12 protein-coding genes are annotated in these 13,037 nt (G+C 72.5%); 5 read left to right on the top strand and 7 right to left on the bottom strand.

Annotated elements, in window-relative coordinates; all coding sequences use genetic code 11:
• Positions 1–22: 22 nt before the first annotated feature.
• The 5 genes from HHX37_RS12625 to HHX37_RS12610 form a co-directional block, all read right to left on the bottom strand.
• Entirely contained in the window at positions 23–2,659 is a 2,637-nt protein-coding gene (locus HHX37_RS12625) for a phosphoenolpyruvate carboxylase (RefSeq protein WP_111698272.1), read from the bottom strand.
• A 79-nt stretch (positions 2,660–2,738) separates the two neighbouring features.
• Entirely contained in the window at positions 2,739–3,209 is a 471-nt protein-coding gene (locus HHX37_RS12620) for a hypothetical protein (protein WP_182873971.1), read from the bottom strand.
• 110 nt (positions 3,210–3,319) lie between these two features.
• On the bottom strand, positions 3,320–4,876 hold the full coding sequence (locus HHX37_RS12615) for a hypothetical protein (protein WP_182885492.1): 1,557 nt from the start codon (positions 4,874–4,876) through the stop codon (positions 3,320–3,322).
• Positions 4,873–5,004 carry a hypothetical protein gene (locus tag HHX37_RS36590; protein WP_259406399.1) on the bottom strand — a complete coding sequence of 44 codons (132 nt, stop codon included), beginning with the start codon at positions 5,002–5,004 and terminating at the stop codon, positions 4,873–4,875. The genes HHX37_RS12615 and HHX37_RS36590 overlap by 4 nt, the downstream gene beginning before the upstream one ends.
• Positions 4,980–5,744, bottom strand: coding sequence for an ABC transporter ATP-binding protein (locus tag HHX37_RS12610; RefSeq protein ID WP_111698278.1), 765 nt, complete (start codon positions 5,742–5,744; stop codon positions 4,980–4,982). Before HHX37_RS12610 ends, HHX37_RS36590 begins: the two co-directional genes overlap by 25 nt.
• 269 nt (positions 5,745–6,013) lie before the next feature.
• On the opposite strand from HHX37_RS12610, the gene HHX37_RS12605 reads away from it, so the two are divergent.
• The 5 genes from HHX37_RS12605 to HHX37_RS12585 all read left to right on the top strand — a co-directional run bounded on the left by HHX37_RS12605 (position 6,014) and on the right by HHX37_RS12585 (position 11,210).
• Entirely contained in the window at positions 6,014–7,603 is a 1,590-nt protein-coding gene (locus HHX37_RS12605; protein WP_182885670.1) for an acyl-CoA carboxylase subunit beta, read from the top strand.
• Positions 7,600–7,824 carry an acyl-CoA carboxylase epsilon subunit gene (locus tag HHX37_RS12600; RefSeq protein WP_182885491.1) on the top strand — a complete coding sequence of 75 codons (225 nt, stop codon included), beginning with the start codon at positions 7,600–7,602 and terminating at the stop codon, positions 7,822–7,824. Before HHX37_RS12605 ends, HHX37_RS12600 begins: the two co-directional genes overlap by 4 nt.
• A 151-nt stretch (positions 7,825–7,975) precedes the next feature.
• Complete coding sequence (locus tag HHX37_RS12595) at positions 7,976–8,911, top strand: NYN domain-containing protein (protein WP_111698282.1); 936 nt, start codon at positions 7,976–7,978, stop codon at positions 8,909–8,911.
• A 161-nt stretch (positions 8,912–9,072) separates the two neighbouring features.
• The gene (locus HHX37_RS12590) at positions 9,073–10,716 is read left to right on the top strand and encodes a DNA-3-methyladenine glycosylase 2 family protein (protein WP_182885490.1); all 1,644 of its coding nucleotides are present in this window, start codon (positions 9,073–9,075) and stop codon (positions 10,714–10,716) included.
• A complete protein-coding gene (locus HHX37_RS12585) occupies positions 10,713–11,210 on the top strand; it encodes a methylated-DNA--[protein]-cysteine S-methyltransferase (protein ID WP_138460610.1) in 498 nt (165 codons plus the stop codon). The genes HHX37_RS12590 and HHX37_RS12585 overlap by 4 nt, the downstream gene beginning before the upstream one ends.
• A gap of 45 nt (positions 11,211–11,255) precedes the next feature.
• Here HHX37_RS12585 and HHX37_RS12580 read toward each other — a convergent pair whose 3' ends face one another.
• Together HHX37_RS12580 and HHX37_RS12575 are read right to left on the bottom strand one after the other, a co-directional pair.
• The gene (locus HHX37_RS12580; protein ID WP_396775483.1) at positions 11,256–12,257 is read right to left on the bottom strand and encodes a hypothetical protein; all 1,002 of its coding nucleotides are present in this window, start codon (positions 12,255–12,257) and stop codon (positions 11,256–11,258) included.
• Positions 12,245–12,934 carry a hypothetical protein gene (locus tag HHX37_RS12575; protein ID WP_182885489.1) on the bottom strand — a complete coding sequence of 230 codons (690 nt, stop codon included), beginning with the start codon at positions 12,932–12,934 and terminating at the stop codon, positions 12,245–12,247. The genes HHX37_RS12580 and HHX37_RS12575 overlap by 13 nt, the downstream gene beginning before the upstream one ends.
• Positions 12,935–13,037 lie beyond the last annotated feature (103 nt).

Below are 13,037 nucleotides of genomic sequence, written 5' to 3'. Positions count from 1 at the left end.
GCCCGCACGCCGGACCGGCCGGTCAGCCGGTGTTCTGGAGGCCGGCGGCGACGCCGTTCACGCTCAGCAACAGCAGCGTGGACAGGCGCTCGCGCTCCTCCTCCGACAGGTCGCCGGACGCCCGCAGCGCCGACAGCGCGCGCAGTTGCAGGTGGCTGAGCGCGTCCACGTACGGATCGCGGAGCTGCACGGCCCGCGAGAGGACCCGCCGGTTCTCCAGCAGGCGGTCGTGGCCGGTCACCTCCAGCACCAGCCGCCTCGTCAGGTCGTACTCCTCCAGGACCTGCTCGGCGAAGTCGCTCCGCCCGCCCAGCCCCAGGTAGCGCGACGCGATGGCCCGGTCGGTCTTGGCCAGCGACATCTCCGCGTTGTCCAGCATCGCGGCGAACAGCGGCCACTCCTGGTACGCCGCGCGCAGTTCGGCCATCCCGCCGTCGGTGACCACGGCGGCCAGGCCGCTGCCCAGGCCGTACCAGCCGGGGAGGTTGACCCGGGTCTGGGCCCACGAGAAGACCCAGGGGATGGCCCGCAGGTCGTCCAGCGAGCGGGGGGCGCCGAGACCGCGCCGTGCGGGCCGGGAGCCGAGCCGCAGCGAGCCCAGCTCCTCCAGCGGACTGACCAGCGCGAACCATTCGGGGAAGCCCGGGGCCTCGGTCAGCGCGCGGTACGCGCGTTCGGAGGCCGAGGCGACGAGGTCGGCGAGCCGGCGGAACTTGGCCGCCGCCTCGGCCGTGCTCGACTCCACCGCCGAGGTGGACGCCAGCAGCACGGCGTTGGTGACCTGCTCGATGTGGCGCTTGGCGATGGCCGAGTGGCCGTACCGGGCGAAGATGACCTCGCCCTGCTCGGTGACCTTGAACCGTCCGGCCACCGACCCCGGGGCCTGGGCGAGCACGGCGCGGTTGGCCGGGCCGCCGCCGCGGCCGAGCGCGCCGCCGCGGCCGTGGAAGAGCGTGAGCCGGACGTCGTTGGCCGCCGCCCACGCGGTCAGCGCCGCCTGCGCGTCGTAGAGGCGCAGGGTGGCCGCCGCCGGGCCGAGTTCCTTGGCCGAGTCGGAGTAGCCGAGCATGACCTCCATGCGCCGCCCGTTGGCGGCGAGCCGCTTACGCACCGGCTCCAGCGCGGCCATGCCCTCCAGGACCCTGGTGGAGTTGTCGAGGTCCTCGCCCGACTCGAACAGCGGAACCACGTCGAGCACCGGGGCGCGGTCGCCCAGGGCGTGCCGGGCGAGCTCGTACACGGCGGCGATGTCGTCGGCCGAGCGGGTGAACGAGACGACGTACCGGGAGCAGGCGGTCACGCCGAAGCGCTCCTGGATCCAGCCGATCACCCGGATCGTGGCCAGGACCTCCTCGGTGCGCTCGGACAGCGTGCCGGAGGCGATCTCCTGCAGCGCCGCCGCGTGGACCGCCGAGTGCTGGCGCACCTCCAGCTCCGCCAGGTGGAACCCGAACGTCTCCACCTGCCAGACGAGGTGCTGCAACTCGCCGTACGCCTGCCGTACGGCGCCCGCGCCGCGCAGGGAGTCCTGCGCGAGCCGCAGGTCGGCGAGCAGCTCCGCCGGCGCGCGGTAGGCGAGATCGAGGTCGCGGCGGCGGGTCGCGGCGATCCTGGCCGCCACGAACATCAGCCACTGGCGGTGCGGCTCCATCGGCGAGCGGGTGGCCATCTCCGACACCAGGTCGGGGTGGTCGTCCTCGGCCTGGGCGAGCGCGGCGCGCAGGTCGGCGGACGGCGGCGTGTAGGCGGCGGCCAGGGTCAGCGACCTGCCGATCCTGGTGGTTGCGTTCTCCAGCGCGATGAGCACGTGCTCGGCCTGGATCTGCATGGCCTCCCTGGTCACCTTGGCGGTGACGTTGGGGTTGCCGTCGCGGTCGCCGCCGATCCAGCTGCCGTAGCGGATGTACGCCTTGGCCTGCGGCTCCCGCGTCCCGGTGCCCGGGCCGAGCGCCGCGTCGAGCGACCGGTAGATCAGCGGCACCGTGCGGAAGAGCGTCTCGTCGAACGCCGCCATCGCGGTGCGGACCTCGTCCAGAGGGTCGAGCTTGGTGTGCCGGAGCTGGGCGGTCCGCCAGAGGAGGTCGATCTCCTCCAGCAGCCGCCGGTGGGCCTCCTCGCGCTCGGCGGCGCCCCGCCCCGGCAGGTTGTACGCGTCGAGCTGCGCGCTGATCCGCTGGATGGCGGTGACGATCGCGCGCCGCCGCGCCTCGGTCGGGTGCGCGGTCAGCACCGGCCGGAACTCCAGCCCGTCGATCAGTCCCTGGAGGCGGTCGTCCCCGCGCAGCCGCTGGACGGCCTCGGCGAGCGACTCGCGCAGCGGCACGTCGTCCTTGTCGCGCTGCCGGAGCGTACGGACCCGGTAGTGCTCCTCGGCGAGGTTGGCGAGGTGGAAGTAGCAGGTGAAGGCGCGGGCGATCTGCACGGCGCGGTCGACGGGCCATTCGGCGACCAGGGCCGCGACCTCGTCGGCCGTCGTCTCCTGACGGCGCGCCGCGATCACCGCCTTCCGGAGCCGTTCCACGTCGGCGAGGAGGTCGGGGCCGCCGTGTTCGGCGATCACCTGACCCAGCAGTCCACCCAGGAGGCGCACGTCGGCGCGGAGTTCATCCGGCATCTCCGCTACGGCGTTGTGTCGTTCGGCAGGAGCGATGGCGGCCATGGTTGGAAGGCTAGCGAATGACTTATCGCGCCCCGAGGGCGGTCTCACTTATTGGACTAGACCACTGAAAAGGGACAGATCAGATTGTCCCGAGCGCCTCGGCGGGGGTGCTGTCGCCCGCCGGGAGCCGCCTGAAGCGGAGCGTGAGGTGCTGGGCGAGCAGGCCGTGCGCCACCACGGCGGCGGCGAAGGCGACGATCAGGACGGCGATCGTCGTCAACCGGCTCTCGTCGGCCAGAAGGATCGTCTTCGCATCGCTGAGCCCCGTCCCCGCGGCCATCATCCCGGTGACCACGGTGGTCACCCACCGGCCGGCGTGCCTGACCACCGGGCGCGCGGTCGCGGTCACCGCCGCGGGCACGGCCAGCACGACGAAGACGACGATGATCGCCAAAGTGCTCACCAGGGAGAAACCGGTCAGTCCGCCGATGGCCAGCGTGATACCCCGCATCAGGAGGCGCGCCACCGCCCCGATGACCAGTCCGCTCAGCGCCGCCGCGGCCAGCGGCGCCCAGATCACGCGGCCCAGCCGCCTGCGGTCGTGCATCATTCATCCCCTTAGAACGGTCCAGACCGTTATAGGGACAGCCCATAACGCCCGCAACACCGCAAGGACTTCGCGACCGCTCTGTTACGTGACAGACAGGGCAGAAGACGCAGTCAGGTGGGGCGGGAGACGGCGGCGAGGAGTTCGGGGAGCCGGGCGAAGCCGATGCCGGACGCGAGCCGGCGGCCCGCCCAGGCGACCGCCACGCCGTACGGCACCGCGAGCACGGCGACCCAGGTCGTGCCGAGCAGGACCGGCAGCGCGACGGGCAGCGCGAGCGCGGCGACGGCGAGCATCGTGGCGAAGGACGAGACGAACGCCTGCCCGCCCTGCCCGGGTGCGGCGCCGCTGAAGGCGTTGAGCCGGTCGGGATAGGTGTACGGGACGGTCACGCTGGTGAGCGCGCCGACTCCCATGCCGACGCCGAGCACGCCCCACGCGGTGAGCGCGGCGGCGGGGGCCCAGGTGGCGTCGCCCGCCACCAGGGCGGCGGCCAGCGACGCCAGCGCCAGCAGCGGCACCGCGATGACCGCCATGGCGAGGTGCCGCCCGGCCAGGTCGGTGCGCAGGTCGCGCGGGGTGCCGAAGGCCACCGCGTTCATCCACAGCGACCTGCCGTCGATGCCGAAGGAGTTGGCCGACTGCAGCCCGATCACCAGGGCGGCCAGGCAGGCGGGGCCGATCGCGGACGTGGGGCCCGCCGAGAGGCCGGGCCCGTGCAGGGAGAACATGACGACCGCGCTCACGAAGATCGCGATGATCCAGTTCACCCGGCCGCGCGGCTCCCTCCGGGCGTACTTCAGCTCCTTGGCGACGACGGCGCCGATCATGCCGCCCGGCAGGAGTCCGCCCGCCCAGGACCGGCGCACCGACCCGCCGCCCTGGTTGGAGGAGTCGGGCCGCACCAGCGCGTGCCGCAGCGCGGTGATCCACAGCCATCCCAGCACGACCACCGTCACCGCGACGACGACCAGGCCGGCCACGCCGGCGAGCCCGCCGTCGGCGATCGCGTGCGCGGCCAGGCCGGGCGGCGTCCAGCGCAGGACGTCCGCCGCCGACGCCAGCATCCCCGCGGGGTCGGCCGCGAGCCTCTGGTTGAGCAGCAGGTCAGGCAACTGGGCGAGCAGCACGCCGAAGACGGCGGCGACCGCGAGCACGTCGCGTCCCCGCCGGGTGCGCAGCGCGCCGGACAACGCGGTGGTCACCAGGCGGGAGACCACGATGCAGAAGGCGAACTGGAGGACCACCGCGGGCACCCCGAGCAGCACGCCGCCCGGCCCATGGGCGAGCGCGACCACGCCGCCGGAGAGCGCGACCAGCGAGGCGATCGGCCACGGCCCGGCGACGGACGCGGCGAACAGTCCGGTCGCGAGCTGCCGGGTGGTCAGCGGGAACAGGGCCAGCCGGGCCGGGTCGAGCGTCTCGTCCAGGCCGAAGGCCATCAGCGGCACGACGATCCACCCGGCGGCGAACATCGCGAACGCCACCGGCACGACGTCGAGGGCGACGTCGTGCGGCGCGAGCCGTACGAGTGCGAACAACCCGAACCCCGCGACCGCCATGACGACGGCGGCGAGCAGCGAGAAGACGAACCCGAGCTGCCTGGCCAGCTCGCCGCGCAGGCCCCCGCGGACGAGGCTGAGCTTCATCCGGACGAACAGCCACGTCATGACGCGCTCCCCCGTCCGACGGGCCGCGCGGTCAGGAGGCCCGCGTGCTGGGCGGTCAGGACGCCGGTGGGCCGCGCGGTCAGGATGCCGGTGGGCCGCTTGGTCAGGAGGCCGAGGTGCCCAGCCACGACAGGCCCTCCTCCCCGTTTCCGCGTGCGCCGACGAGGTCGAGGAACGCCTCGTTGAGGGTGCGGCCCCGCCGTACGTCGTCGAGCGGGCCCTGCGCGACGACGAGCCCACCGTTCATCACCGACACCCAGTCGCACAGCCGCTCGACCAGGTCCATCACGTGGCTGGAGAAGACGACGGTGGAGCCCGAGGCGGTGTATCTGCGCAGCACCTCGGCCAGGGTGTTGGCCGAGACCGGGTCGACGCCCTCGAACGGCTCGTCGAGGAACAGCACGCGCGGGTTGTGCAGCAGCGCCGCGGCGAGGCCGATCTTCTTGCGCATGCCGGTCGAGTAGTCGACCACCAGCTTGTCCTGGGCCTCGACCAGGTCCATGACCCTGAGCAGCTCGTCGGCGCGCCTGCCGGCCTCGTCCAGGGGGATGCCGCGCAGCTGGCCGCCGTACAGCAGCAACTCGCGGCCGGACAGCCGTTCGAACAGCCGCAGGCCCTCGGGCAGCACGCCGATCCGCGCCTTGGCGGCGACCGGATCGGCCCACACGTCGTGGCCGTCGATCTCGATCCGCCCGCCGTCGGGGCGCAGCAACCCGGTGATCATGCTCAGCGTCGTCGTCTTGCCCGCGCCGTTCGGGCCGACCAGGCCGGCGAAACCGCCTTCCGGCACCACCAGGTCGACCCCGCCGACCGCCACCTGCCGCCCGAAGCGCTTGTACAGGCCCTGCGTGCGTACGGCGTCACCCATTGCGCCCCCTCCTCCGCCGATGGTCGTGCGGCCTTGTCGTGAAGGCCCGGTTCCGAAGGCCCGGTCGTATGGCCGAACGAACGACACGCGGCCTCCGTTCCTCCTGGGACTCCGCCCAGGACTCTCCCAGGACTCCTCCCCGGCTCTTTCCGGCCGCGCCCCGGCGCGACCTCGCGGTGCGAGTCTCGTTAACCTGTCGGCCATGGATTCGACGCGGCCCGGACCGGATCGCGGGACCCGCTGAGCATGCGAGGAACGGCGAGGTGACGATGAGCGCGGAACGCGCCCACGAGATCGATATCCACACCACCGCGGGCAAGATCGCCGACCTGGAGCGGCGCCTCGGCGAGGCGGCCCACGCAGGCTCCGCGCGGGCGGTGGAGAAACAGCACGCCAAGGGAAAGATGACGGCCCGCGAGCGGGTCGCGGCCTTCCTCGACGAGGGCTCGTTCGTGGAGTTCGACGAACTGGCCAGGCACCGGGCGACCGCCTTCGGCCTGGACCGCGAACGCCCGTACGGCGACGGGGTCGTGACCGGGTACGGCACGGTGGACGGCCGCCCGGTCGCGGTGTTCGCGCAGGACTTCACCGTGTTCGGCGGCTCGCTGGGCGAGGTCTTCGGCGAGAAGATCGTCAAGGTGATGGACCACGCGCTCAAGACCGGCTGCCCGGTGATCGGGATCAACGACTCGGGCGGCGCGCGCATCCAGGAGGGCGTGGTCTCCCTCGGCCTGTACGCGGAGATCTTCAAGCGCAACGTGCACTCCTCCGGGGTGATCCCGCAGATCTCGCTGATCATGGGCCCGTGCGCCGGTGGCGCGGTCTACTCCCCCGCGCTGACCGACTTCGTGCTGATGGTCCGGGAGAAGTCGCACATGTTCATCACCGGCCCGGACGTGATCAAGACCGTCACCGGCGAGGAGGTGACGTTCGAGGAGCTGGGCGGGGCCCACACGCACAACTCCCGGAGCGGCGTCGCCCACTACGAGGCGTCCGACGAGCAGGACTGCCTCGACTTCGCCAGGGCGCTGCTGTCGTTCCTGCCGTCCAACAACATGGACGACCCGCCGGCCTTCGAGGCGGAGGCGGTCCTGGAGACGACCGAGGACGACCGCGTGCTCGACACGCTGATCCCCGACTCGGCCAACCAGCCGTACGACATGCACGCGGTGATCGAGCACGTCCTCGACGACGGGGAGTTCCTGGAGATCCACGCGGGCTTCGCGCCGAACATCCTGGTCGGCTTCGGCCGGGTCGAGGGGCGTTCGGTGGGCGTCGTCGCCAACCAGCCGATGAGCTACGCCGGGACGCTCGACATCGCCGCCTCCGAGAAGGCCGCCCGGTTCGTCCGCACCTGCGATGCCTTCAACATCCCGGTGCTGACCTTCGTCGACGTGCCGGGCTTCCTCCCGGGCACCGACCAGGAGTGGAACGGCATCATCCGGCGCGGCGCCAAGCTCCTCTACGCCTACGCCGAGGCGACCGTGCCGCTGGTCACCGTCATCACCCGCAAGGCGTACGGCGGGGCGTACGACGTCATGGGTTCCAAGCACCTCGGCGCGGACGTCAACCTGGCCTGGCCCACCGCCCAGATCGCGGTGATGGGGGCGCAGGGCGCCGTCAACATCCTCTACCGGCGTGAACTGGCCGCCGCCGACGACCCGGACACGGCGCGGGCGAACTTCGTCGCCGAGTACGAGGACGCGCTGGCGAACCCGTACCTGGCCGCCGAGCGCGGCTACGTGGACGCGGTGATCCGGCCCTCGGACACCCGGGTCCAGATCGTCCGCGCGCTGCGGGCACTGCGCAACAAGCGGGCCGCCCTGCCGCCGAAGAAGCATGGGAACATCCCGCTGTGAGCACTCGCGAGCCGTACCTGGAGATCATCCGGGGGGACGCCACCCCCGAGGAGACCGCCGCCCTGCTCGCCGCGCTGCTGGCCCGCGCGTCGGCGCACGCCCCACGGGAGGCCCCGCCCGCCACCAGCGGAAACTGGAGGTACGCGGGGCGCGGCATGCGCCCGGCGCTGCGGCACGGCCTGGGGGCGTGGCGCTCCGCCTTCCTCCCCGGCGCCCGGTGACCGGCAGCCGGGATCAGCCGAGGATCTGCCGGGGACCACAGCCTGATTACATCGACGGAACCGGGTGTCAACTGGCCCAAGAGTTGGGACTATCTAGAAAGCGGGGGAATATAGTCGCCTGATCATCTAGTGACGAGTCCTGGAGGACACCATGGCCATCCCGGACTTCAGCGCACATGGGATCGCCGCAAAGTATGCCGTTCTGGTGGACGTCGGTTACCTTTACGCCGCTGCCGGTGAAGTTCTCTTAGGCGCCAAGGAGCGTAAGGAGTACCGTGTCGCCGCGGACGAGTTGATCCAGTCGCTGCAGAAGCATGCTGTGGACCGCATCTCGGGTGAACTGCTGCGGGTGTACTGGTACGACGCCGCACGCGACCGGGTGCCCACCGTGGACCAGCGGGTGATCGCCCAGCTGCCCTGGGTCAAGGTGCGGCTCGGCAACCTGAACGCCCGTGGCCAGCAGAAGGGTGTGGACGCGCAGATCCGCAGCGACCTGGAGGCGCTCGCCCGGCACCACGCCGTGAACGACACCGTGCTGATCGCCGGTGACGAGGACATGGTGCCCGCCGTGGAGGCCGCCCAGGCGTACGGCGTTCGCGTCCACCTGTGGGGCGTCGAGCCGCCGTTCGGGACGAACCAGGCCGAACGGCTCGTCTGGGAGTCGGACACCGTCGAGATCCTGAGCGCCGACTTCCTGCGTCCGTTCTTCACCCGCGCTCCCGTGCCGGTGCCCGTCACGCCCGCGCCGTCGCCCGCCCAGGTCTTCGCGGGCCGCGCCAAGCCGATGCCGCCGAAGACGCCGGTCGGCCAGACCTCCAAGCTGGGCCCGGGCCGGCCCCACGTGGAGGAGGTCGGCGAGCACGTCGCGCAGAAATGGATACTGACCCGCGGCCGGGACAACATCCGCGACCTGCTGCCCGGCCCGATCCTGCCCACGGTGATCGACACCGAACTGCTCATCGAGGCCGAGAAGGAACTCGGCCATTCCCTGCGGCCCTATCCCGAGGCGCGCGTGTGGCTGCGCGACGGCTTCTGGGCCCGGGTGTACCGCGAGTTCGACCTCGGGGTCGGCATCTCCAGCAAGTGACGCCGACCTCCCGTCCCGCGCGAGAGCATGGCCCGGCGCCGCACCGCCCGGCCTCGCGCGAGCGCGACCACTCCTGGGCGTTCGGCCTTGATGATTCGGTGTGACGTCCACGTCCGATTTCCGCGAGCCCGCATCGGTGGCCTGGGCATAACGTCGTGTGCGTGACCACCACACGACAGCTCGACTTCGACGCGTGCTACCTGGCCGTGTCCGCCCGGGACTCCCGTTTTGACGGGCGTTTCTACACGGCTGTCACGACCACCGGCATCTACTGCCGCCCGATCTGCCCGGCGCGCACGCCCGGACGGGGAAACGTCCGCTTCTACCGGCACGCCGCCGCGGCCGAGGCCGCCGGATTCCGGCCCTGCCGCCGCTGCCGCCCGGAGCTCAGCCCGGGTGACCCCGGCTGGGACGTACGCGCCGACCTGGTGGGACGCGCGCTGCGGCTGATCGACGACGGCGTCGCCGACGACTCCGGCGTCGCCGGGCTGGCCCGGCGCCTGCACGTGACCGAGCGCCATCTCCATCGCCTGTTCGCCGCCGAACTCGGCGCCGGACCCCTCGCCGTCGCCCGCACCCGGCGGCTGCTGCTCGCCAAGCAACTGCTCACCGAGACCACTCTGCCGATCACTGACGTCGCGTTCGCCGCCGGGTTCGGGAGCGTACGGCAGTTCAACGCGGCCATGAAGGAGTCGTACGGCTTCGCGCCGGGCGAGCTGCGCAAAGGCAACGGGCCGGTCGGCGGCGGGGGCGTCTGCTCCCCCGCGAGCGGCCTGACCCTGCGGCTCGGCCACCGGCAGCCGTACGACGCGCAGTCGGTGCTGCGCTTCCTCGCCGCCCGGGCGATCCCGGGGGTGGAGGCGGTCCGCTGGTCCGGCACGGACGTCGCGGCGTACACCCGAGCCGTCCCGGGCGGCTCGATCACCCTGCGGCCCGCCGCGGACCACGTCAGGCTCACGGTGCGGACCACCGAGGCCCACCGCCTGTCGCCGCTGGTGGCGCGGTGCCGCCGGCTGCTCGACCTGGACGCCGACCCGGGGGCGGTGCGGGAGATCCTCGGCCGCACGTCGCTCGCGCCACTGGTCGAGGCCCGGCCGGGCCTGCGGGTGCCGGGGGCGTACGACGGGTTCGAGGCGGCCGTCCGCGCCGTCGTGGGGCAGCAGATCTCGGTGGCCGGAGCCCGCACGCTGCTCGGCCGCATCGCCACCCGCGCCGGAACCCCCGCCGTCACGGACCCGAACTCCGCCGGCCCGGGCGGAGAGGCCCCCGGCCCGGAGCAGAACCCTCCCCCCGCCACCCGGAACACCACCACCGCGGACCGGGACTCCGCCGTCGGGGAGCAGGACCTTCGCACCGCGGACCGGGAGCCCACCCCGGAGGCGGTGAACGAGATCCCGCTGCTGTTTCCCACCGCCGACCGGCTGGCGGACGCCGATCTGGACGGCCTCGGGCTTACCACCCGCAGGACCGCCACGATCAGGGCGCTGGCCGAGGGGGTCGCCTCCGGCGAGATCGACCTCGACGGCGCCGGGGACCCGGCCGACACCACGGCCCGGCTGCTGGCGATCCCCGGCATCGGCCCGTGGACGGCGAGCTACATCGCGCTGCGCGCGCTGCGCGACCCGGACGCCTGGCCCGAGGGCGACCTCGTGTTGCGCAGGACCATGGACCGGCTCGGCATCACGACCGGCGAGACCGAGGGGTGGCGGCCCTGGCGCGCGTACGCGGCGGTCCACCTGTGGAGCCACGCCGCGCAGCCTCAGCCCACGATTCGTACTCACGAGATGGACGTGACGAACCGATGATCCTCACGCAGATCGTGCCCACCCCGGTGGGCCCTCTCGCCCTGCTGGCCCACGACGGCGCGCTCGTCGCCGCGGGCTTCACCGCCGATCCCCGCGAGATGTACGCGCGGCTCTCGCCGTCGCTGCGGGCCCTCCCCCTGCGGGAGGACGACCTCGGCGACGCGGCGCTGGCCGTCCGCGAATACCTCGACGGGAAGATCGACGCCCTCGACCGGGTCCCGGCCCGGCAGCCGGGCACGCCCACCAGGCAGCGCCTGTACGAGGCGCTGCGCGCCGTGCCCGCCGGCACCACCGTGTCGTACGCCGTGCTGGCCGAGCGGGCGGGACTGCCGAGGACCGCCGCGCGGGCCGCCGGGTCGGCCTGCGCGCAGAACCTCGTCGCGCCGTTCGTGCCGTGCCACCGTGTGCTGCCGTCGACCGGCGGCTACGGCGGCTACTACTACGGCACGCCGGTCAAGGAATGGCTGCTCGCCCACGAGTCCGGCGTGGCCTGACCGGCCGAGTGGCCTGACGAGCCGCCCGGTGAGCCGGGCGGCCGGTCACTTCTGGACGACGCTCTGGACCTCCCCCACGGGCACGTCGCGCTGGGCGTTCACCTGGACCGGCGCGTAGTTGAGCGGCGCGTAGATGAACGGGTCGACCGCACCGCCGCCGAGGTTCTGGCCGTTGCCGACGACGTTCCAGGTGGTCGTCACGGTGAGGGTGTAGACCTTGCGCGGCTGGTCGATCGACGCGCGCTTGTAGCGGACCCCGCAGGTGAAATCGCCACCCTTGACGTACGGATGGCCGGTCTGGCCGCAGCCGGTGGTGATGACGTCGGCCCGGTCGGGCGACGTCCCCGGCTTGATCGTCATGCCGTTCTTGTCCGGCGTCGCCGTGACGGTGGCGGACATGACCCCGGGCAGCGTGGCGGTGACGGATCTGGGGGCCTGGTTGGCTTGGTCCAGCCAGACCCATGTCTCCAGGTTCACGTAGCTCTTGGCGTCCGGGCTCAGCTTGATCGTCGGCTGGGGGACGGTCAGCGCGGCCCGGGCGAGCTGCGCGAGCTGCTCGAACGTGATGCCTCCGGCGGGTGTGTCCCCCTCCGGCACCCACACGAGCGGGTCACGCCCGGACGCGCACGCCTCTCCCTTGGGGTCGCCCGCGTTGTAGCCGACTCCCCACCACGAGCCCTTCTCGTCGAGTTTGCTCGAGAACTCGCCGAGGTCCGGCCGGTAGTCGCCGCCCGTCTCCACCGACTCCTTCTTCTCCCGCACCTTGAGGTCACGCGCCTCCTGCGCCGACATGCTCGGCTCGTACCAGCACGGATTGGGCATCTTGTAGCCGTCGCTCTTGCCCCTGAGTCCGCTGCCGGACAGCGTGATCTTCGAGTTGGTGAGCTTGACGCCGGCCTTCCTGCCGTGCTGGAAGGCCTCGCCGTGCGGCCCGGCGCCCGGGTCCGCCGAGGCGGGCGGCGTGGCAAGCGGCGTGAGCACCGCGAGCATGCCGCCCGCCAGCAGGGACGTCACCGCGATTGTCGGTCTTGTAGTCAACGGAGGCACTCCTTAGCGCGCTCGTCCGGATAGTCCGCGTGGTGATACATGGCGATTCGCCAGGCGCCGTCGTCCCCGCGGCGCAGTCCGGCGGTCTGCAGGAAGACCGCACGCGGGCGTTTCAGCCAGGCGGGCTGACCTGCCAGCGGGGTGCCCTCCTGGTCGGTCAGCCGTACGCCGGTCAGATCGACGCAGGCGTCCGCCTCGGCCCCTCGCCCCATGATCGCGGGCACGGTCAGGGAGTAGACCTTGGCGACGCCCCGGGCCGACTGCCTGTCCTTGAGGAATCCGTGAACCCATTTGTCGGCGTCACGGAAGGCCGACGACCCCGGGTCGATCCCCTTGGTGTACGACCGGTCCTCTCCGAGGGTGCCGACGGCCCGCCACTGGGCGGTGAAGTCGTCGGCGAACGCCTTGACCACGGCCGACCGCACCGGGTCGAGCCCCTGCGGCCAATCGATCTCGATCCGCAGGCCGGGCGCCGCCGTGATCACGTCGTCGCCCGTCCCGTCACCCGTCTCGTCGCCTGTCACACCGGTCGCCGCACCGGCCGCGGCGGGCGCGGCCGCGCCGCCACCGGGGGTGAAGCCGTGGTCCGCGTCCGGCGCCGCGCAGGCCGACGTGAGCAGCGCGCAGGCCGACACGAGCAGTGTGGCCGCCGCCGTGGCGAGTCCCGGACGCGTCAAGGGGGTCCTCCGCAGTACGCGATCCCCCGCCGGTCCCACCCTAGAAAGGGTCGCCGGTGATGATCCAGCGTCATGCTCGAATCGGCATGGGTCGGGCATCAGA

It is taken from the genome of Microbispora sp. H10885 (assembly GCF_014161415.1).
Classification (GTDB): Bacteria; Actinomycetota; Actinomycetes; order Streptosporangiales; family Streptosporangiaceae; genus Microbispora; species Microbispora triticiradicis.
Note: the sequence above shows the minus strand (reverse complement) of the source record. Positions and strands in the feature narration are given on the sequence as shown.

Coding starts and splice junctions, on each gene's coding strand:
- HHX37_RS12625 (WP_111698272.1), bottom strand. CDS start 2,659: ATGGCCGCCATCGCTCCTGCCGAACGACACAACGCCGTAGCGGAGATG.
- HHX37_RS12620 (WP_182873971.1), bottom strand. CDS start 3,209: ATGATGCACGACCGCAGGCGGCTGGGCCGCGTGATCTGGGCGCCGCTG.
- HHX37_RS12615 (WP_182885492.1), bottom strand. CDS start 4,876: ATGACGTGGCTGTTCGTCCGGATGAAGCTCAGCCTCGTCCGCGGGGGC.
- HHX37_RS12610 (WP_111698278.1), bottom strand. CDS start 5,744: ATGGGTGACGCCGTACGCACGCAGGGCCTGTACAAGCGCTTCGGGCGG.
- HHX37_RS12605 (WP_182885670.1), top strand. CDS start 6,014: ATGAGCGCGGAACGCGCCCACGAGATCGATATCCACACCACCGCGGGC.
- HHX37_RS12595 (WP_111698282.1), top strand. CDS start 7,976: ATGGCCATCCCGGACTTCAGCGCACATGGGATCGCCGCAAAGTATGCC.
- HHX37_RS12585 (WP_138460610.1), top strand. CDS start 10,713: ATGATCCTCACGCAGATCGTGCCCACCCCGGTGGGCCCTCTCGCCCTG.